Consider the following 20318-nt stretch of genomic DNA (forward strand, 5'->3'; position numbering starts at 1 on the left):
CCTTCAAAATATCATTTAACAGAATTAATATCCGTCATTTTGTACTAAATATCCAGGAACATTTGATGCACCGTCAATTGCTGTCTGAGGAATTGGAAACAATCTGTGTCTTACTTCAGTATCTGTTTTTTCAGTCCATTTATCTTCATAATGACCAAAACGAATCTGATTGGTTCTTCTTAAACCCTCCCAGTAAAACTCAAAACCGTATTCTCTGTATAAAATATCCAGGTTGATTGCCGGAAGCGCTGCCGGAATTGGAGCGCGGGCAGTTCTTGAAGTTCTTACTTTGTTCATATCAGCCAAAGCACCTGCATTATCTCCTTTTCTTAATTTAGCCTCAGCACGCATCATAAAAATTTCTGCATATCTAAGTAATACCATATCTACGCTGCTGTAATAATTTCCATCAGGAGAAGTGTGGCTGAATTGATATTTAGATACCCTATATCCGGCAGCATGCGCACTACCTTCTGCAGTAAAATCAACTTTCTCTGTAAGGTTAACATATCCATTTAAATCCGGACCGTTTCCTTTAATTTGCTTAACAGGGTATATTCTGTAACCACCATCACATTTAAAGAATGCTCCTTTATCATCTTTTCTTGCAGCCCATGGAATTCCTCTCATGATTCCTCTGTCAATTTCAAATTCTTCTGCTTTTACACAATAGTAATGATTTTGATCGTTTGATGGTGAAAGTCCGGTTAGGTCTTTCAAATGCTCTGGTACCTTAGCATTGTTTTTATAAAATCTTGAATCAGCATCAGCAGGATCTACAGAACCATAGGCACTTACCCATGTTTGGTAAAAATCTGATGTGATTGCCGGTCCGTCAGTTCCGTCTGCATTGATGGATTCCGGTCTTGGAAACATGGATCCCGGAATTGACCAATAAGCCCAACGATTGTTTTCATCTCTCAAAACACCACGCTGATCCAAGGCAAAAATTAATTCTTTGTTTGAGTTGTTATTATCATCAAATAAGTCAAAATATTCAGGAGACAGAGAAAATTTACCTGAGTTTATAATGTTGTCTGTATATTTAATGACCTTATCCATATCTGCTGTTGCAAACTGAGGCGTTCCATAAGGGTCACGATAAACGGCAGCATTTAGGTATAATCTTGAAAGAAGTCCCCAGACTGCAGCCTGCGTCATTCTTCCCGGTCCTTTATCATTATTTATAACATCTGCAACAGACAGTAACTCACTTTCGATATAAGCAACAGCATCTTGTCCACGGAGTATTTCGGAGATACTTGCTGATGACTCCTTTTTAAACACAAGTCCCCAACTGTCTAATGTCAGCATATTCAAATAAGCCCTAAGTGCTTTCATTTCATAAAGTGCTCCCTCTGCTTCTTTATTTCCCGCTGCTGCAAGAGGTGTTAAAACTTCAATGGCAGTTAATGTTCTGGAAATATTTATAGTAAGCTCATTCCAAGTCGTTGTAACCAAATCGTTGGTAGGTGTAGTGGTGTGCGCATGCACTGCCAAATATTTACCTCCGTCGAACCAGTCAGTCCCACCTCTGTAAGGTAAGATTCCTTCGTCACTGGCAATCAACTGTAATCCAAAATTATTAGTATGTATCCAGGTTGCTTTTAGTTGACCGTATGCTGGAGCAATTGAGCCGCTAATTGCTTCTGCTTGTCCAGTCCCGATTAAGTTTTCATCCAGTACTTTTTCTTCTAAATCAGTACAACTCCAGTTAAGCAATGTGCTCAATGCAAGAGCTGCTATTATTATTTTATTTTTCATGTTATGTTATTTTTGATTAAAATGCTGCATTTAGACCAAATGAAATGGTTCTACTTCTAGGATAGCTGAAATAATCAATTCCAAAAGACTGAATTTCGTTCACTGAAGTTCCGGTGTTTATTTCGGGATCATATCCAGTGTACTTTGTAATCACAAATAAGTTTTGTCCTGTTACTGACAAGCGTATGTTGTCCATTACATTATCCAGTCCAATCATTTTTGGACTCAAATTATAGCCTAGGGTTGCATTGTTTAATCGTAAGAAACTTCCATCTTCCAAATATCTCGTAGAAACCGTATTCGAATTAATAGTAGCTTCGTTTGAAAATTCTGTAGCTCTGTCTGTGGTGTTAAGAGACTTTGCAAGCTGGCCTCTGTTGAATGAAGTCATTGCAACGTGGTTGTAAATTTTATTTCCGCCAGCACCATTAAAATTAAATCCTAAGTCAAAATTCTTATACTTAAAATTCAGGTAAAAAGCGTAAATATAGTCCGGTATTGCGCTTCCTGCCACAATACGGTCATCATCCTTCATCTGTCCATCAGGATTTGTATCTTGATATTGGCTTCGGCCATCTGCACCGATTCCTGTGAATTTTTGAATGTAAAAAGAACCAATAGAGTAGCCATTTAGTGCTCCATTTATTGTTGCTCCTGACTGCCCTGATCCTTGAGCACCTCCTGTTGTTAATATTTTGTAAGGAGAATTCTCTACTTTGTTATCGGTAAATGCTATATTTCCGCCGATGCTGTAGGAGAAGTCTTTACTTTTATCACTACTGTAATCCAAAGCCAATTCAATACCGTTATTTTTGATTTCCATATTAGGAATGTTTGTCCAATATTTTGGTGCAGGCTGAATAGGATCTACAGGCTTTACTTCTAATAAAATATTATCTGAAACTTTGTTAAAATAGTCAACAGTACCTGATAATCTGTTATTGAACAAACTAAAATCTAAACCTATATTGGTTTGTGTTGAAACCTCCCATTGAATGTTCGGATTAGCCAAACGGGTAAAAACTGAGCCATAAGGATATCCAGCTAAATTTGTTGCAGAAGGGTCTAAAGGATAGGTATTGTTCCCTAAGTTACTTTCTGTATAACTTGCCTTTGTAATTTTAGAAGGAATCTCCTGAACACCAGTCTGACCCCAGCTCGCTCTTAGTTTAAGATTGTTAACAACTTCAGATTCTTTTAAAAAGTCTTCATTTGTGATATTCCATCCTAATGCAACAGATGGAAAGTAACCGTATCGGTTGTTTTTACCAAATTTAGAAGATCCGTCAGCACGCATAGTGGCTGTAAGTAAGTATTTATTTTCGTAACCGTAGTTTAATCTTCCGAAGAAAGACTGAAGTTCATTTTCTACTGCAGATGAACTATGACCTGTAGATTTGACAATTGTCTCTAACTGATTTTTTGGTTCTATACCATTGTCTGCAAATCCTTCAAAATTATAATTCTTTTGATTTACTTGTATTTTCTGGTAAGACTGCCCCGCTAAAACGGTAAAACTATGAGACTTTACACTAAAATTATAGGTCAAAGTATTTTCATACAAAACATTATTATTAGTAGTCATGATATTGTTCAAAGTACCTTTATTTTTATCAGCATACAGTGCGTATGGTATTTGTTGTATATCTCTTTCAGACACTGAATAGTCAACTCCAAGATTAAATTTATAAGTTAATCCTTTTATGAATTCGTAAGAAGGTGCAATATTCGCCAAAATACGATTGTTGTTTGTCTCATCAGAGTAAATCCTCTGATTGATTAAAGGATTAAAAACATTATTACTTAAATTAATATTTGGTTCTCCATTTACATATGGAGCATCAGTTGGATTCATTGTCAGCATACTACCTACAATATTACTGATATCCGGTCTTGAATTCTCAAGTTTTGTAGCCGTCATATTAAAAGCAACATTAAACTTATCGTTTAATGCCTTTTGATTTAAGTTCAAACGTCCAGAATAACGTTTTAAATCACTGTTTTTAAAAATTCCTTCCTGATTGTCTACACCTAATGATGCTGAATAAGTTGATTTATCTGTTCCTCCGCTCATCGATAAATTTAGGTTTTGAGTAACACCGGTTCTGGTTAATTCATCCTGCCAGTCAGTATTGGCTCCTCCGTCATACAATGTTCCATTTACAGCAACAACCTGTTTTCTAAATTCATCAGCACTGAATACATCAACTTTATTAGCCAATGTTGAAAATCCTGTAGTCATAGAAAGGTTAATTTTAGCATTACCTTTCGCACCTTTTTTAGTTGTAATTACAATTACCCCATTGGCAGCTCTCGAACCATAAATAGCAGCAGCAGATGCATCTTTAAGAATATCAATACTTTCGATATCCTGCGGATTAATGAAATTCAACGGATTTGAAGCCACACCATTATTCGTATTATCCAAAGCAAATCCATCCACAACATAAAGCGGTGTCGTTCCTGAACGTAAACTTCCAACTCCGCGGATAATAATATCCTGGTTAGCGCCCGGCTCACCACTAGCTGAAGTAACGTTTACACCGGCAACTTTACCCTGAAGCAATTGTCCTGTATTGGCTATTACCCCTTTATTGAAGTTTTCACTCTTTAGTGAAGAAATTGCTCCTGTAACATCAGATCTTTTCTGAGAACCATATCCTACCACTACTACTTCGTTTAAAGTACTAACTTCTTCTGTCATGGATACAGTTAATTTTTGAGTACCGGAATAGGCAACTTCTTTGGTTTTAAACCCAACATAAGAAAAAACTAAAATACCTTCATTTTGCTGTACTTTAATTTTAAAGTTTCCGTCAAAATCTGTAGTAACGGCTCCTTTTGGTTCTCCTTTAATATACACAGAGACTCCCGGAACAGGGTTCTTTTCAAGATCAGAAACGACAATTCCTGATACTGATTCCTGCGAATACGAATGTGACATACATCCTAAGGCAAGAATTAATAATGCATAAATTTTTTTCATTTAATTAAGTTATTTTATGTTTCGCCAAAAGTATTGGAACGATCTTGCCAACAGGAGGATTTTTGTTTTCTAAAAGCGGACTTTTGGTTCAAATTAGTGCATAATTAACAGCAAAAATGGGCATTATTGTTTCTTAACATTGGGCTAACTTTTTACAAATCCAGCCCTAACAATACTACTAAGCAGAATATTCTTTATACTCTTTCGGACTTTTACCAAAATATTTTTTGAAAGAGCGCCCAAAGTATTTTGGATCGTTATAACCGCACTCAAAACTCACTTCGGAGATATTTAATTTTTTCGTTTTTAGTAAAAATTCAGCTTTTTGTAATCGAAGTGACATTAACATATCAGAAGGTGACTGATTCAGGGTTTCTTTAAACAGGCGATAGCATTTAACTCTCGAAATTCCCAATTGATCTACAAGCATTTCTATATTAAATGAAGGGTTCTGTAATTCTTCTTTAATAATATCTAACGCTCTTTTTAAAAGTTTTTCATTTGAAGTAATATGATCACTGTCTTCTGTCAGGATTTCAAATATTTTTTCCTGCATTTTATATTCCCTGAAAGGCTCTTTATTTTGATTAATGAGACTGTCAATCTTCTTTCTGATAAAGGACGAACCCGCAGGTAATTTTATATGGGTTTCTATGCCCATTTCCAGTAACTGCTCATCCATTTCATAATTGATATGCTCAGAGATATAAATAATGGGAATTTTTATATTCGGTTTTTGTTTTAAAAAACTAATAAGTTCTTTCGTAAATGCTGCCTGATAGAAAACCAGAGCTGAAATATCTATTTGTTTTAGCACCGCATTCAAATTAGAAACAGAATTTTCAAAAATCAGGTTGTAGTTTTCGTTTTCCAATACCTGATTGGCCGCGGGATTATTATACGAGTCCCCAAAAACCAAAAGATACTTTTTATCAGAAGAAAAATAATCCTTATAATTAAAATTTTTCCATGAAATTGTTTCTTTTATACTCATTCCTGAATCAATAACTTCTACCGGAATGTGCAATGCTATTTGAAATTGTTCTTCTGAAGAAGGGATAAGTTCGCCTTTCAGGTCCTGCAATAAAACCTGTAAAGCGTTAAAATACGGACTGTAACTCAGAATGTTGTTCCAATTGTTTTTCAGTATAATACTATCTGAAGCAACTTTAATTTTCAATAAATTATCACTCAAAGCAATAACAACACGCAAGGCGCTGTTCTGATCCGAATATTTACAGAAATCATTAAAAAAATACTGTAATGACAATTTTAACCTTAGTACATCTGCTTCAGCGAAGAAAGTAGTATTTTCTATTTCGCAATTAAAATTTACATGATTTGCCTGCAGATCCTTTTTTAGTTTTTCAACATTGTTTTTTAAGACAGGAAAAAGATCAATGACTGTTTTTTTTATTGGGCCAAGATCTTTAATATGTTCAAGGTAATTCCATTCAGATATCAGGTTTACCAGTTTTCCTGATTGTAAAAGTAAAGCCTTTTGGAGTCCATTATCCTGCTTAAATGAACTGGAAATTTCAATTATTTTTGTTATTGGCTCCTGAAATTCGGCCAGCATATAGGTCTTGAACTTTTCAATTTCAAAATTCTGGTTTTTAAAATTGCTGTGAAGAATCAGAAGCTTTTCTTTCTGCTCTATTATTTCTCTGTTTTTCTGATCAAGTTCAGCATTAATTTCTTCAAGGTTTTTTTTCTGCTTTTCAATCACATCTGTACGTAATTTTACAAGTTCCTCAAGGTATTTTTGCTGGCTGAGGGTCATTTTATTTTTTAAATAAACGATGACCATACACACTAGCGCTATAAGTCCTGAGAACAGGATATAAAATAATACAGATTGGGAAAATGCTTCGGCAGCAATCCAGGATCCGCCATCTTTATCATTTTCAATAGCAAGTATTAAATTAGTAGATAGGCCCTGATTTGTGGTAGAATTTTGAAATTTTATGTGTTGTCCAAATGAATATGCTGTGGAAATGTAAAATAAAAATTGTGTCCGGATCATTAATTTGTTTTTTAACTCGCAAGGATACAACCGTAACTTTATTTAAACATAAACGGGATGTTAAGTTAAAGCAGATAGACTTTATGTTTTTGTTTGAAAAAGACAACTACCTATATAAAAAAAATGATAAAACCTGTAAGCCATTAAGATTTACAGCTTTTATTATTTCAGACATTCTGTTGAGCAGACAGATTATTCTTCATCTTTTATATCTTCATCCTCAGAAGCATCAAAATTAATTGTATTGTAAGCAGCTTCTGTCAGAATTGTATCTGCATCTTTTTCTTCTTCTAATGTCTGTTGTAATAAAGCTGCGGCTTCTTCTTCATTTAATGTCAAAGCAAATGCGGCAAGAGTACCGTAAGAGGCAATTTCATAATGTTCGATTTTTTGCGAAGCACTGATGATTCCTGCATCGCGAACCGCTCCTTCTTGTGTTTCCTCCATTATACTTTCACCCTCTTTTATCAGACCTTCCATGGCATCACATTTTTTTGCCGAGGCTTTTTCTCCTAAAATTTCAAAAACCTGCTCCAGTCTTTCAACTTGCCCTTCAGTAACGGTTAAGTGTTCATTTATAGCTGTAATAAGATTTTCTGAAGTAGCATTTTTAGCCATTTTTGGAAGTGCTTTTGTTAAAGCTTTCTCAGCCCAGTAAATATCTTTTAATGAATCTATAAATAATTCTCTTAATCCTTCTGCAGCATCAGATTTAGCTTTTATCGTTCTGCCTTTCGACTCGGTTTGTTTTGCAGGTGTTTTTTTTGTACTTGTTTTTTTTGTACTTGTTTTTTTTGTTTCTGTAGTTTTCATACTATTATTTTTTGATGATTAACAATTCCAAATTTAGAATTCAAACTCTCTTTCTTTTTACAGAATTTTACTCTTCGATTACAAAATATGCATTTGTAATTAATTGTTAATCACATAGATGTTTTTCTTTTAAAATTACAAATGGTTTTGTTGGCTGATCAATGTAACGATTTAGAACAAACTATGAACAATTCAGAACATTTATAGCCTGGAGATTAGTGAAACTCCTATATTTGAATATAAAACAATAGTTCATTTTTCTAAATTTGTTAATCGGTGAGATTTTATTACAGCATTTTTCTGAATTGTTTATGCTTTTTTTGTTTTGGACAAAATTCTTTTCAATCACTGAAAAAGGATCTTGAACACAAAATAGAGTATTCTGATTTCAAAAATGCATTAGCCATCATAAACAAGAATAGAGAATATTTTGGTGATTTAGAAAAAAATGAGCTCGATGTCATAAAAACAAAAATCCTGACAGAATTTGGCCTTTATGATGAGGCATTTAAACTTTCTCAAAATCTTTTAACTAATTCTGAAATTACAGAAGAGCAAAAACTAAAAATTCATGTCGAAAGGGCGCTCATTTATGAAATTAATGATGCTGGCAAATCCTGTTTGTCAGAATTAAAAAAAGCAGAAGAAATACTTTTAAAACACCCTGAATTTAAACTTAAAAACTACACCAATTTCCTTATCCGAAAATCTTCTTATTACAGGGTCAATGGTTTTTCGAAAAAAGCATACATACTTGCACTTCAGGCAAAAAAATATGCTGAATCTATCAACGACAAAGTAAACATGCCTGTTGTAGAACTCATCTTAGGACTTGGTAACCGAAAAAAAAATCCTGAAGCAGAATTAATGCATTACAATCGGGCACTTTATCTCTATAAAAAGCTTAATCATTATGAGGCGGTTATTTCAATGTATTCGAATTTGGGTCGTTTTTATTTTCTACGAAATGATTATAAAATAGCTACTATCTATATAGATTCTGCTATTGCAATTTCATCAAAATCAAATGTTTTAGATTATAAAGCCAATGTTTTTAAAACCAAGAGCGAAATTCTCGAAAAGCAAAACAATGCTGATTCAGCTTTGTATTATTACAAAATTGCTGCAGAATTATACAAAAAATATAATGGTGAACAACGGGACGTTAAAGTCAAAGAACTTGAAACAGCATATAATTTTGCTAAAGAGAAGTCTGAAAAGCAATTGCTTCAAAAAGACATCAGAAGTACAAGAATACTAAATACAACGCTTTTTATTTCGATTCTTTTTTTAGCTTTTTTTACCTGGAAGATCAAGAAAAATGAAAGAAAAATTGAAATCCAGAAACAAAAAATATCTGAAAACAATGTTACTTTAAAAGCTAATGTTGAAGAGAAACAATTTCTTGTCCAGGAATTGAATCACCGCGTAAAAAATAACCTTGCAGTGATTTTAAGTCTGATTGATTTCCAGAAAGATCAGTCAAAAAATAAAAATTACAAAACAATATTTGACGATCTGTACCAGCGTATTAAAACAATAACTATTGCTCACGAATTTTATTCGTATAGTGTGAATCATAAAGATAACGATCTGATTGAAGCATCAGATTACATCAATAAAATCATTGAATCCCATCAAAACAGTGCGTTAAGAGCGTTCAGTTATAGTAATGATATCCAACTGGTTTATTTTAATGTTGATAAAATTCTCTCTCTTGGATTGCTCATAAACGAATTAGTTACAAATTCTATAAAACATGCTCAATCAGGACATGAACATCTTGTTATACATCTTGAGCTTGTAAAAACAAACAATGAAATTGAATTAAACTATTCAGATAACGGAGCAGTTTTCTGTTTTGAGAACAACCACAACTCTTTAGGGCTTTTAATTATTGAAGGAATGGTGAAACAGTTAAAAGGAAATTATACAAGAGAAAATGCAAACTATAAAATAGTATTTCCCCATGTCAGAGCATAAAAACAGGATATTAATTGTAGAAGACGAAGTTTTAATAGCATTCTCATTGAAGAAAATGCTGGATAAAGATTTCATTTCTGAAATTGCCCATGACTTTGAAGAAGCCAAAATACTCCTCTCGCATAAACCTTTTGATCTTGTGCTGATTGATATTTCGCTTTCCGGAGACAAAACAGGTCTTGATTTAGCAAATTTTATTAATAACAATATTTCTCTTCCTTTCATTTTCACCACAGCACTGACTGATCCGGAGACTTTAGGAAAAATTACAAATCTGAGGCCTTCGGCTTATCTTTCTAAACCAGTAGATAGTGTGAACCTGATTACTGCGATAAAGCTTGCTTTGGCAAATGAGGATATAATTTTTAAAATTGAGATAGGAAAACAAATCTATTATTTTCAGTCTAAAGAGTTCCTTTTTGCCGAAGCAGATCATGTGTATGTTGAAATACATTTAAAATCAGGTAAAAATCAGATTTTAAGAACAACAATGACCTATCTGGAAGAGATTTTTCCGTCCAAACATTTCAAAAGAATTAACCGCAGTGTTGCTGTTAATCCATACCATATCTCAAAAATTGTGAATGATAAATTATTCATTGAAGACAGGATTTTTAAAATTTCTAAAAAATTTTGATTGTGTTTTAGAACAAAAAAAAGGTGTTTCAGAACATTTTTCTGTTATCTGGATTAAAAGTTATTAGTTTTAAACTTACAAATAAAACTAAAAATATATAACCATGAATTATTTTTCAGAAAATTGGATGAGTTATCTTGATGATAATAAAAAACTTACGGAACTTACCATTCCTGGAACACATGATACTTGTGCTTACCGCGTTAATGGTTTTGCTCAATGTCAAACGATGAATCTTGAAACTCAGTTTAAAAGCGGAGTGCGATTCTGGGATATTAGATTAAAAATAAAAAAAGGGAAAATTTATGCATATCATGGTATTAAAGGTTTGGACATTACTTTTCAAAATATACTGGAATCAAGTACAATATTGATACAACAATTTCCATCTGAATGTATTGTCATGTCTATTTCACACGAGCAAAATGAAAATAATAAGGAATTATATAACAAACTTTGGCCAATTATTAAAGACTTAGACCATTGGTACAAAGAAGACCGGATTCCAAAAATTTCTGAAGTACGTGGAAAAATTGTTCTTTTTCGTCGCTTTAGAGCAGAAGCCAAATTATCATTTCCTGTAGGAATTAATGCTTATGGTTATGATGGTGATGATGTTAGTAAATGGCCTAAAGACAGAATAAGTAATTTTGAAATTGATGGAATAAATTTTTATGTTCAGGATAGATTTGATGATTGGAAAGGAAGAGAGGATATTGAAAATAAATTTAAAGAGGCCGTAAAACCAACATTAGAAAAGGCATCTTCATCATTACCAAATACTCTTTTTATAAACTTCACAAGTGGAACTAGCGGTAACTTATTATGGGAGAATCCAAAAGATATTGCAGAAATTGTAAATCCGCTGTTTTTTGAATATTTATTCTGCAAACAAAAAACACGTTATGGAATCATTCCAATGGATTTTCCTGAAACTACATTAATTAAACGCCTTTTTTCCTGCAATCCTTTTAATTTTCCTTCCATTAAACCAGGTAATATTTATGAAATCAGATCAAGATTAGATTTAGATAAATGTCTGGATGTAAGTGGGAATATTAAAACAGATGGTACACAGGTTATTGTTCATACAGCAAATAATCAGTCTAATCAGCTTTGGAAATTAGCAGATGCAGGTGATGGATATTTCTACATTCATACGCTTACCCAAAATGCAACTGATTCTGTTCTGGATGTAGCAGGAAATACAGATGCTAACGGAACAAATATTATTATACAAAAGCAAAACAATGGTAATAATCAAAAATGGAAAATAGCTAAACTCAATAATGGCTATTTTACTTTAGAACCTAAAAACGCCCCTAATTCTTTGCTTGATTTATTTGAAGCAAAAACTGAAGATGGCTCCCCGGTGAAAATTTTCGCAAAATCCAATGATGATTGGGCAGAACAATGGGCATTAATACCAATTAAATAAATGCATTTCATGAAAAAAAATACTTATTTACTAGTCGTATTTTTCACTTTTTGTTTTATGAAAATATACGCACAACCAGTCGTTAATGCTATAAGCAATCAAACAATTTGTAATGGATCTTCAGTAAGTGCAATTAATTTTAGTAGTGCTGCTAATGTTGGCTTGCTTTGCGGAGAGGCAAATGAAGGCAGTAATCTAACCCTAACTGCTCCATTTGGTGCTATATTTACTAATTTATATTTTGCCAGTTATGGAAATCCTACAGGTAACTGTGGTAATTTTTTTCGAGGTTTCTGCCATTCAGCAAATAGTGAAAGCGTAGTAGAAGCGGCTGCCATAGGAAAAAATTCATTTAGTCTTGCTGCTTCGAATGACAATTTTGGAGACTCTTGTAATGGTGTAGCAAAAAAACTAATGGTACAGTTGCTTTATACCCCCCCTCCTGTTACCTATAACTGGACTAACGACAATACATCTATTGGTCTTGCTGCATCTGGTACAGGTAACATCCCTTCTTTTACAGGCACTAATAATAGTAATGTACCAGTTACGGCTACCATAACAGTTACACCAACTTATGGAGGCCCTTCTGGTGAAGGTACTCCTAAAACATTTACCATTACTGTAAATCCTTCACCTAAGATTGTGAATCAACCTGTCTCGAGTATAGTTTGTGGTGGCGAAAGCATCTCTTTTACTGCTAATGTAAGTAATGCAACAAATTATCAGTGGCAGGTATACATGGGTGGATCAGCTTACATTAATATATCGAACGTCGCACCATATTCAGGAGCAAATACACCAAACTTGACTATTAGCGATACTTCAACATTAAGTACTGATTATATATATAGATTAGTAGCTTCAGGAAATTGTGGCTCACAAGTGATTACTAATCTTGTATCATTTGCCAGAAGAATTAGTTTTATTATGTCTTATAGAAATGTTAGTTGCAATGGAGAATCTGACTCAGCCATAAATTTAACTCCAATGGGAGGAACCGCTCCATATACAACCATCTGGAATGACGGTATAACTACTGAAGACAGGGTGAATCTTGGCGCAGGTACTTATGAGGTAAAAATAATGGATGCTAATGGCTGCACCAGATTTGCTTCAGCCACTATTACACAACCAAATGTAGTTAACTCTCCAACAGGCGTTCCTCAACAAAGTTTTAACGTCGGAGATAATTTAGGGGCATTAGCTGTAAATGGACAAAATATTAAATGGTATGCCACAGCTCAGGATGCAGCCAATTATGCTAATCAGTTACCTTTAAATACTTTAATCATAAATAATACAACGTACTATGCAACCCAATCTATTGGTGGTTGTGAATCTCCTGCTTCTTTGGCTGTTAAAGCCTATAATCCTCTTTTGTCTGTTGATGATAATGTAAAAGCTGATATCACATTAATGCTGTATCCAAATCCTGTAAAAGATGTTTTGCATCTTAATACTGAAACTGAAGTTGATAAAATAGTTGTTTTTGCCTTAAATGGAAAGAAGCTACTTGAAAAAACATTAAACGGAGGTCGTGAAATAAATGTTCAGTCTTTGGTCAAAGGAGTTTACCTAATCCAGGTCTTTACTGAAGATGAAAAAATAAAAACACTTAAATTTATTAAAGATTAAAAGTAGATTTATTTATATACAAAAAGGCTCTGTCAATTTCTGACAGGGCTTATTTTGTTAATATCATGATCTGACAGAAGACAATTTTCAATAGTGCTAACACTTATAAATACTGTTTTTTATATCAAAAATAAATAAGTTTCTGAAAATCAATATTTTATTTAGTAATTTTGATTTGCTCCACTACTGTATAAGCCAACCTGCTTATTTTAAAAAAATAGTATCAATTTAATTCAGCTACAATGGCAACAGTACCTCCGGACAAAAAGAATAACTACGAAAAATTATTTGCTTCCTGTATCATAAGAGAAAGTAAATACCCTGAAATTGACAAAATGATAGCTAAAATGGTTTTGAACAAAGCCAGATATGAATCTGTGGGTGACCGATTAAATATCCCGTGGTTTGTCATTGCAATTATACATGGTATGGAGGCTAGTTTAAAATTTGATATCCATTTGCATAATGGTGACCCTCTTAAAGAGCGTACAGTGCAAGTTCCTATAGGGCGTCCAAAAATAGGAAACCCGCCATTTACATGGGAAGAAAGCGCTAAAGATGCTTTAATCTATGACAAACTTAATATATGGACAGACTGGAGCATTGCCGGAATTCTTTATAAACTTGAATTGTATAATGGATTAGGTTATTACCGACAAGGTATTAATTCGCCTTATTTGTGGAGCTATTCTAATCATTATACAAAAGGAAAATATGTTCAGGATGGACGATATGATCCTACTGCTATTTCTAAGCAGTGCGGTGCTGCGGTATTGTTACGTCGTATGAGCGAACAAAAGCTCATAATGTTGCCAAATGGGAACTTACTCGAACAAATCATTGCATTGGGAAATAAAACACTATACTACTCCGGTACAGTTACCAATGAAGCTAAAGAATTACAAACCCTGCTGAATAAGGCTGGCAGTATACTTAGGGTTGATGGTAAGGCAGGTGAAAGAACTTCTACAGAATATTTTAAGTTCAGTAACAATTATCTAAAAGGAGATCCAAGAGAAGTCTAAATATGAAACAGAATTAAAAGCTATCCTCTGGATAAAGTTTATTCATTATAATATTCAGGCAAAAAAAGTTACAAATCATTCTGATTTAATGAAACTATTTCAATCTGTTGTAGTTCCTGTCAATCAGTCAATTTTTTGAAAACAGATATTTAGAAATTATTTAGGAACTAAAAAATCGTACCTATCTGATTATTAATCATAAGGGGATTTTATAACTTTTCAAAATGATTATATAAGTAAACCTGTCATATTTCAGATAATTTTATGAAAATTTAAAACTTACGAGATATGAACACAAATAACCAAAATCCGAAAAAAACTAAAAACGGTAGTTCCGATCACCGTGTAGACACAAGAAAACATCAGTATAAAGATCATGATGAAGTCTTAACAAACGATAAAAATTATGATCCCGAAACTCAAAAGTTTAAAGGTGAAGAACCTGAGTTTGACGATAAACTGAATAATGAAGAAAAAAAATAAAAATTAAAACGTCTCAATAACAATATTTTGAGGCGTTTTTTAATTTCTGTGAAATCCAGTTGTAAATTATATGCGCATTATTTGCTAAATTAGATGTATGAAAACAAAACCAGATGTAATTATCATTGGCGGCGGTCTTGCCGGTTTGACAGCAGCTATACATCTTTCAAAAAAAGGATTAAAGGTAATCTTAATCGAAAAATCAGAGTATCCGCGGCATAAGGTATGCGGAGAGTATATTTCTAATGAAGTCGTCCCCTATTTTCTTTGGCTTGATATAGATATTTTACAATCGAATCCCCAACAAATTTCGTCTTTTGAATTTACAACTCAAAATGGCAAAATTGCCCAAACAAAACTTCCTCTTGGCGGATTTGGTATTAGCCGATACAGGCTGGATACTATTTTATATGAAAAAGCAGTATCAAATGGATGCATTATTGTAAAAGAAACAGTTACAGGTATTTCTTTTGAAAATGATGAATTTTCAGTTACAACTTCCAGTAAAATCTTCCATTGCAAATTAGTATTAGGTGCGTTTGGAAAACGTTCTAATGTTGATCAGTTCTTAGGGCGGGATTTTATAAGTAAAAAATCCCCTTGGCTTGCAGTGAAGGCTCATTATTCAGGCATCAGTCCTAACAATCAGGTAGCACTTCATAATTTTAATGGAGGTTACTGTGGTGTTTCAAAGGTGGAAAATGACATTATAAATATCTGCTATCTTGCAGATTATACTTCTTTTAAAAAATATAAAAACATAGAAGAGTATCAAAAAAACGTCCTTTATAAAAACAAACAGCTTAAATCTGTTTTTGAAAACAGTACACTCTTGTTTGATAAGCCTCTCACTATCAGCCAGATTTCTTTTGATAAAAAACGGCCAGTAGAAGACCATGTTTTGATGATTGGCGATGCTGCCGGGCTTATCCATCCAATGTGCGGTAATGGTATGGCGATGGCGATACACAGTGCAAAAATAGCATCAGAATTAATATTTGAATATCATACAGGAACAATAACTTCAAGAGCTATTTTAGAAAAAAAATATGCAGTACAATGGCAGAAAAATTTTGGAAGAAGATTAGCAATGGGAAGGATTTTGGCAAGTGTCTTAACCAATAAAACAATAACAAACATATTTGTGTCGGTCGTTGCCTCAATGCCAGCATTATTATCCCAAATAATCAAACAGACACATGGTAAACCAATAGCAGTTAAATGGCAATAAACACAAAGTACAGAACACAGGAAGCCGAAATAATGGACGATTTTTCACTTCAGGGAAGAGAACTCCGTGCTGCTCTTGATCAGATTGCCCGTATTAATCAATTGCTTGGAGGCAATCAGGTTACACTTCACGGAATAAAAAAAATAATAAAAAAAGTTAATGTTTCCCAGACAATCGTAATTGCTGATGTAGGCTGCGGTAACGGTGATATGCTGAGAATGCTGGCCGATTATGGATTAAAAAACAATCTTAAATTTAAGCTCATCGGGATTGATGCCAATGCTTTTACTGTAAATTATGCCCAAACATTATCTAATGATTACTCCAATATTGAGTATTTGTGTCTGGACATTTTTAGCGATGAATTTTCTACAATTAACTATGATATTGTGTTATGCACCCTCACGCTGCACCATTTTACGAATGAACAAATATTAAATATAATTACTACCTTTAATAATAACGCAGGCATTGGTATTGTTATCAATGATTTGCATCGCAGTAAACTGGCTTACAGGCTTTTTAAATTGATTTGTATCGTTTTTAGTCTGGGTAAAATGTCGCGTGAAGATGGTCTGATATCTATTTTAAGAGGATTTCGAAAAAATGAACTGGAAGAGTTTTCAAAAAAACTGAATTTAAAAAACTATACTATAAATTGGAAATGGGCTTTCCGCTACCAATGGATAATTACAAAAATATGAGTGTCAAAATAATAACTGTTGTTAAACAACTCCCGCAATATTCAAGAACAACAGAAGAAATACTTCCGCTTTTGGATGGCTGGCTGACGGGTCAGGAAGAACGTTTTATAAAAAAAGTAAAAAAAATATTTGAAGGTGCTGCGGTAAGCAAACGGTATTCAATAATGGATCCGCTGGAGGTTTTTACAGCTACCTCTTTTGAGGATAAAAATGATATTTACAGTCGGGAAATGATTGTTTTGGGCGAAAAAGTTTTAGAAAAAGCGCTCGCTAAGGCAAGCTGGGATCCGAAAAGTGTTGACTATATTATAACTGTAAGCTGCACTGGTATCATGATTCCTTCTTTAGATGCGTATCTGATCAATAAGATGAATCTCAGGCAGGACATCGTGCGTTTACCTGTTACAGAAATGGGTTGTGCTGCAGGAATTTCTGGTATTATATATGCCAAAAACTTTCTGAAGGCTAATCCGGGAAAACGTGCTGTAGTGATAGCGGCTGAGTCGCCTACTGCAACATTTCAGCTTAATGATTTTTCGATGCCCAATATTGTAAGTGCTGCTATTTTTGGGGATGGCGTGGCTTGCTGTCTTTTATCATCGTGCGAAGAAGATAATGGTCCTGAAATACTGGATGAGCAAATGTATCATTTTTATGATGCGGAACATATGATGGGGTTTAAACTTACCAATACAGGTTTGCAAATGGTATTGGATATTGAAGTCCCGGATACGATTGCGGCTCACTTTGGTGATATTATTCATCCGTTTCTGAGGAAAAATGATTTAGAAATAAAAGATATTGACCATATGATATTTCATCCCGGAGGAAAAAAAATTGTCAATACAGTTGAATCTCTTTTTGCAGACCTGGATAAAAATATTGATGACACAAAAGAAGTATTAAAACAATACGGAAACATGTCGAGCGCTACTGTTCTTTATGTTTTGGAAAGAATTATGAATAGTAATCCAAAACCCGGAGAAAAAGGACTAATGCTTAGCTTTGGTCCTGGATTTTCTGCTCAAAGAGTATTGTTGCAATGGTAAAATTATCAGATAAAATAAAATGATGAACCTGAACGAAATTATAGAAAAATTACCTTACACAGAACCTTTTCTGTTTGTAGATGAACTGCTTCATGTCGATGAAAACAGCATTTCAGGAAATTATACTTTTAAAGAAGACCTGGATTTTTATAAAGGTCATTTTAAAGGAAATCCTGTAACGCCTGGTGTAATCCTGACAGAAACCATGGCTCAGATAGGCATGGTTTGCCTTGGAATCTATCTGTTAGGTGATGCCTTTAACAAGGAAACAGTCATTGCTTTCACTTCTGCCGATATGCAGTTTTTAAAAGCTGTATATCCTAATGAAAAAATTACGGTAACGGCTCAAAAAACATTTTTCAGGTTTGGAAAATTAAAATGTGAGGCAGTAATGAAAAACGAAGCCGGACTGGAAGTCTGCAAAGGAATCTTGGCCGGAATGATAACGACAAAATTATGAGTAAACGGGTTGTAATAACAGGTCTTGGTGTAGCAGCTCCAAATGGTGTTGGAATTCCTGCGTTTACCTCTGCCATTAAAAATGGATTATCGGGTATAAGACATGATGCGCAATTGCAAGAACTACAATTTTCCTGTCAGATTGCAGGTAAGCCTGAAATAACCGAAAAACTCAAATCACAATATTTTACCGATCTGGAAATGCGTGGGTTTAATAGTACAGGTATTTTGTACGGTGTTATTGCAGGTATGGAAGCGTGGAAAAATGCAGGATTACCAATGGAAATTAATAACGAACCGGATTGGGACAGCGGAACTATTTTTGGATCCGGAACTTCGGGGATTGATAAATTTCGCGAAAGCATTTATAAAATAGACGAATTGCAGACCCGAAAATTAGGAAGTACCGTCGTCGCTCAGACTATGAACAGTGGCATAAGTGCTTATCTTGGAGGCAAACTCGGTTTAGGGAATCAGGTTACCACAAATTCATCAGCCTGCTCAACCGGAACCGAAGCGATAATTATGGCGTATGACCGAATAAAATCAGGACAGGCAAAACGCATATTAGCAGGAAGTACAGGAGACAGCGGCCCGTATATTTGGGCTGGTTTTGATGCGCTTCGGGTATGCAGCTCAAAATATAATGAGAATCCTGAACTTGGCTCCCGCCCTATGAGCGCATCCGCGGCAGGATTTGTCCCAGGAAGCGGTGCCGGAGCGTTGCTTATTGAAGATTTAGATACAGCTTTAGAACGTGGTGCTACTATTTATGCAGAAATTTTAGGTGGGAATGTAAATTCAGGTGGCCAGCGTGGAAACGGAAGTATGACGGCTCCAAACAGCACTGCAGTACAGCGATGCATTACAGATGCGATTCATAATTCTGGTATTTCACCTGCAGATGTTGATGCTATAAATGGTCATCTTACGGCCACTACAAAAGACAGTCTTGAAATAGAAAACTGGACCAAAGCACTAAACCGAAAAGGAGATAATTTTCCGTATATAAACTCCCTAAAAAGCATGACCGGCCATTGTCTAAGTGCTGCCGGGAGTATTGAAAGTGTAGCTTCAGTTATACAGCTTTATGAAGGTTTTTTATTTGGAAATACCAATTGTGAAGATCTTCATTCAGAAATAGCAGCACTTATTGATCCTTCTAAAGTACCATTTAAAACTTTTAATATCGATCTGAATATTATTGCCAAAGCCAGTTTTGGTTTTGGAGATGTAAATGCCTGTGTATTATTAAAAAAATATAAAAACTAATATGAATAAAGAAGAACTTATTGCCAAATTAAAAGTTATTATCAAGCCTTATACAGCTAATAATGAAGCTTATGATAATCTTACTGAGAATACAGATTTTATAAAAGATCTCGAAATCAATTCGGCTAATCTGGTCGATATTGTACTTGATATTGAAGAAAATTTCGACGTTGTCATTGATAATACAGACATGGAAAGAATGTTGGATGTGAAAACGGCAGTCGAAATAATTGAAACTAAATTAGCGGCAAAATGATTGGCAATGACGTGATAGACATACAACAGTCACGTCAGGAAAGCAACTGGCAGCGGAAAGGATTTTTGGAAAAACTGTTCACCGCAGAAGAACAGTTTTTTATACAACAGGATTCTAATCCGGAAATTATGGTATGGCTGTTTTGGAGTATGAAAGAAGCGGCATATAAAATCTATAACCGTAAGACAAAACTAAGAGAATATATTCCTAAAAAACTAATTTGTGAAATTGTATCCCTCGACAACAATTGTATCAGAGGTCAGGTAAGCTGTGGCGAAAATATTTATCATACAAAAACCGCAATTTCAGATGATAGTATACATACGATTGCGGTCAGCTGTTTTAGTAACTTAAATAAAGTATTTGAAATTGATAAAACTCAAATATTTAAAGATCAATATGGAATTCCTTATTTAAGTAATGGTGGTAAATCAACTAAAGATGTGTCAGTTAGCAATCATGGCAGATTTGAAAAAATAGTTACTATTATTTAAAGTTGCTGTAATTTAATTATTACTTTTAAATAAAAATGCTTTTTGTAATTGTATAGAAAC

17 protein-coding genes are annotated in these 20318 nt (G+C 34.0%); 13 read left to right on the forward strand and 4 right to left on the reverse strand.

All coding sequences use genetic code 11. From position 1 onward, the window contains the following. Positions 1–24: 24 nt before the first annotated feature. The 4 genes from OZP09_RS01350 to OZP09_RS01365 all read right to left on the reverse strand — a co-directional run bounded on the left by OZP09_RS01350 (position 25) and on the right by OZP09_RS01365 (position 7589). Positions 25–1764, reverse strand: coding sequence for a RagB/SusD family nutrient uptake outer membrane protein (locus OZP09_RS01350; protein WP_269236136.1), 1740 nt, complete (start codon positions 1762–1764; stop codon positions 25–27). 16 nt (positions 1765–1780) lie between these two features. Continuing rightward, the gene (locus OZP09_RS01355; RefSeq protein WP_281310143.1) at positions 1781–4750 is read right to left on the reverse strand and encodes a SusC/RagA family TonB-linked outer membrane protein; all 2970 of its coding nucleotides are present in this window, start codon (positions 4748–4750) and stop codon (positions 1781–1783) included. Positions 4751–4928: 178 nt separating this feature from the next. Beyond that, a complete protein-coding gene (locus tag OZP09_RS01360) occupies positions 4929–6776 on the reverse strand; it encodes a helix-turn-helix domain-containing protein (protein ID WP_269236138.1) in 1848 nt (615 codons plus the stop codon). A gap of 192 nt (positions 6777–6968) precedes the next feature. After that, a complete protein-coding gene (locus OZP09_RS01365) occupies positions 6969–7589 on the reverse strand; it encodes a YciE/YciF ferroxidase family protein (RefSeq protein ID WP_269236139.1) in 621 nt (206 codons plus the stop codon). Between the two features lie 276 nt (positions 7590–7865). Here OZP09_RS01365 and OZP09_RS01370 point away from each other — a divergent pair, with 276 nt between their 5' ends. The 13 genes from OZP09_RS01370 to OZP09_RS01430 all read left to right on the forward strand — a co-directional run bounded on the left by OZP09_RS01370 (position 7866) and on the right by OZP09_RS01430 (position 20258). Continuing rightward, on the forward strand, positions 7866–9572 hold the full coding sequence (locus OZP09_RS01370; RefSeq protein ID WP_281310144.1) for a sensor histidine kinase: 1707 nt from the start codon (positions 7866–7868) through the stop codon (positions 9570–9572). Beyond that, complete coding sequence (locus OZP09_RS01375) at positions 9559–10209, forward strand: response regulator transcription factor (RefSeq protein WP_269236142.1); 651 nt, start codon at positions 9559–9561, stop codon at positions 10207–10209. The genes OZP09_RS01370 and OZP09_RS01375 overlap by 14 nt, the downstream gene beginning before the upstream one ends. A gap of 103 nt (positions 10210–10312) precedes the next feature. Next, complete coding sequence (locus OZP09_RS01380) at positions 10313–11647, forward strand: phosphatidylinositol-specific phospholipase C domain-containing protein (protein ID WP_281310145.1); 1335 nt, start codon at positions 10313–10315, stop codon at positions 11645–11647. A 57-nt stretch (positions 11648–11704) separates the two neighbouring features. Beyond that, positions 11705–13285: a T9SS type A sorting domain-containing protein gene (locus OZP09_RS01385; RefSeq protein WP_281310146.1), complete on the forward strand. Its 1581-nt coding sequence runs from the start codon at positions 11705–11707 to the stop codon at positions 13283–13285. 242 nt (positions 13286–13527) lie between these two features. After that, positions 13528–14310 (forward strand): hypothetical protein, encoded by a 783-nt coding sequence (locus OZP09_RS01390; RefSeq protein WP_269236146.1) that lies wholly within the window; start codon positions 13528–13530, stop codon positions 14308–14310. A gap of 288 nt (positions 14311–14598) precedes the next feature. Beyond that, a complete protein-coding gene (locus OZP09_RS01395) occupies positions 14599–14793 on the forward strand; it encodes a hypothetical protein (RefSeq protein WP_281310147.1) in 195 nt (64 codons plus the stop codon). Between the two features lie 97 nt (positions 14794–14890). Continuing rightward, positions 14891–16024 carry an NAD(P)/FAD-dependent oxidoreductase gene (locus tag OZP09_RS01400; RefSeq protein WP_281310148.1) on the forward strand — a complete coding sequence of 378 codons (1134 nt, stop codon included), beginning with the start codon at positions 14891–14893 and terminating at the stop codon, positions 16022–16024. Next, positions 16015–16728, forward strand: coding sequence for a methyltransferase domain-containing protein (locus OZP09_RS01405; RefSeq protein WP_281310149.1), 714 nt, complete (start codon positions 16015–16017; stop codon positions 16726–16728). The genes OZP09_RS01400 and OZP09_RS01405 overlap by 10 nt, the downstream gene beginning before the upstream one ends. Next, on the forward strand, positions 16725–17777 hold the full coding sequence (locus OZP09_RS01410; protein WP_281310150.1) for a type III polyketide synthase: 1053 nt from the start codon (positions 16725–16727) through the stop codon (positions 17775–17777). The genes OZP09_RS01405 and OZP09_RS01410 overlap by 4 nt, the downstream gene beginning before the upstream one ends. Positions 17778–17799: 22 nt before the next feature. Next, a complete protein-coding gene (locus tag OZP09_RS01415; RefSeq protein ID WP_269237779.1) occupies positions 17800–18237 on the forward strand; it encodes a 3-hydroxyacyl-ACP dehydratase FabZ family protein in 438 nt (145 codons plus the stop codon). After that, entirely contained in the window at positions 18234–19508 is a 1275-nt protein-coding gene (locus OZP09_RS01420; RefSeq protein WP_269236148.1) for a beta-ketoacyl-[acyl-carrier-protein] synthase family protein, read from the forward strand. The genes OZP09_RS01415 and OZP09_RS01420 overlap by 4 nt, the downstream gene beginning before the upstream one ends. A gap of 1 nt (position 19509) precedes the next feature. Then, positions 19510–19764 carry an acyl carrier protein gene (locus OZP09_RS01425; RefSeq protein WP_025572717.1) on the forward strand — a complete coding sequence of 85 codons (255 nt, stop codon included), beginning with the start codon at positions 19510–19512 and terminating at the stop codon, positions 19762–19764. Then, on the forward strand, positions 19761–20258 hold the full coding sequence (locus tag OZP09_RS01430; protein WP_281310151.1) for a 4'-phosphopantetheinyl transferase family protein: 498 nt from the start codon (positions 19761–19763) through the stop codon (positions 20256–20258). The genes OZP09_RS01425 and OZP09_RS01430 overlap by 4 nt, the downstream gene beginning before the upstream one ends. Positions 20259–20318 lie beyond the last annotated feature (60 nt).

The sequence above is a fragment of the Flavobacterium flavigenum genome, assembly GCF_027111255.2.
Classification (GTDB): domain Bacteria; phylum Bacteroidota; class Bacteroidia; order Flavobacteriales; family Flavobacteriaceae; genus Flavobacterium; species Flavobacterium flavigenum.

Bases quoted from the DNA above. Each gene is read 5' to 3' on its own strand.
- OZP09_RS01365 (WP_269236139.1), bottom strand. From the start codon at position 7,589: ATGAAAACTACAGAAACAAAAAAAACAAGTACAAAAAAAACAAGTACA.
- OZP09_RS01420 (WP_269236148.1), top strand. From the start codon at position 18,234: ATGAGTAAACGGGTTGTAATAACAGGTCTTGGTGTAGCAGCTCCAAAT.
- OZP09_RS01360 (WP_269236138.1), bottom strand. From the start codon at position 6,776: ATGATCCGGACACAATTTTTATTTTACATTTCCACAGCATATTCATTT.
- OZP09_RS01425 (WP_025572717.1), top strand. From the start codon at position 19,510: ATGAATAAAGAAGAACTTATTGCCAAATTAAAAGTTATTATCAAGCCT.
- OZP09_RS01395 (WP_281310147.1), top strand. From the start codon at position 14,599: ATGAACACAAATAACCAAAATCCGAAAAAAACTAAAAACGGTAGTTCC.
- OZP09_RS01350 (WP_269236136.1), bottom strand. From the start codon at position 1,764: ATGAAAAATAAAATAATAATAGCAGCTCTTGCATTGAGCACATTGCTT.
- OZP09_RS01405 (WP_281310149.1), top strand. From the start codon at position 16,015: ATGGCAATAAACACAAAGTACAGAACACAGGAAGCCGAAATAATGGAC.
- OZP09_RS01375 (WP_269236142.1), top strand. From the start codon at position 9,559: ATGTCAGAGCATAAAAACAGGATATTAATTGTAGAAGACGAAGTTTTA.
- OZP09_RS01390 (WP_269236146.1), top strand. From the start codon at position 13,528: ATGGCAACAGTACCTCCGGACAAAAAGAATAACTACGAAAAATTATTT.
- OZP09_RS01415 (WP_269237779.1), top strand. From the start codon at position 17,800: ATGAACCTGAACGAAATTATAGAAAAATTACCTTACACAGAACCTTTT.
- OZP09_RS01400 (WP_281310148.1), top strand. From the start codon at position 14,891: ATGAAAACAAAACCAGATGTAATTATCATTGGCGGCGGTCTTGCCGGT.
- OZP09_RS01385 (WP_281310146.1), top strand. From the start codon at position 11,705: ATGAAAATATACGCACAACCAGTCGTTAATGCTATAAGCAATCAAACA.
- OZP09_RS01430 (WP_281310151.1), top strand. From the start codon at position 19,761: ATGATTGGCAATGACGTGATAGACATACAACAGTCACGTCAGGAAAGC.
- OZP09_RS01380 (WP_281310145.1), top strand. From the start codon at position 10,313: ATGAATTATTTTTCAGAAAATTGGATGAGTTATCTTGATGATAATAAA.
- OZP09_RS01410 (WP_281310150.1), top strand. From the start codon at position 16,725: ATGAGTGTCAAAATAATAACTGTTGTTAAACAACTCCCGCAATATTCA.
- OZP09_RS01355 (WP_281310143.1), bottom strand. From the start codon at position 4,750: ATGAAAAAAATTTATGCATTATTAATTCTTGCCTTAGGATGTATGTCA.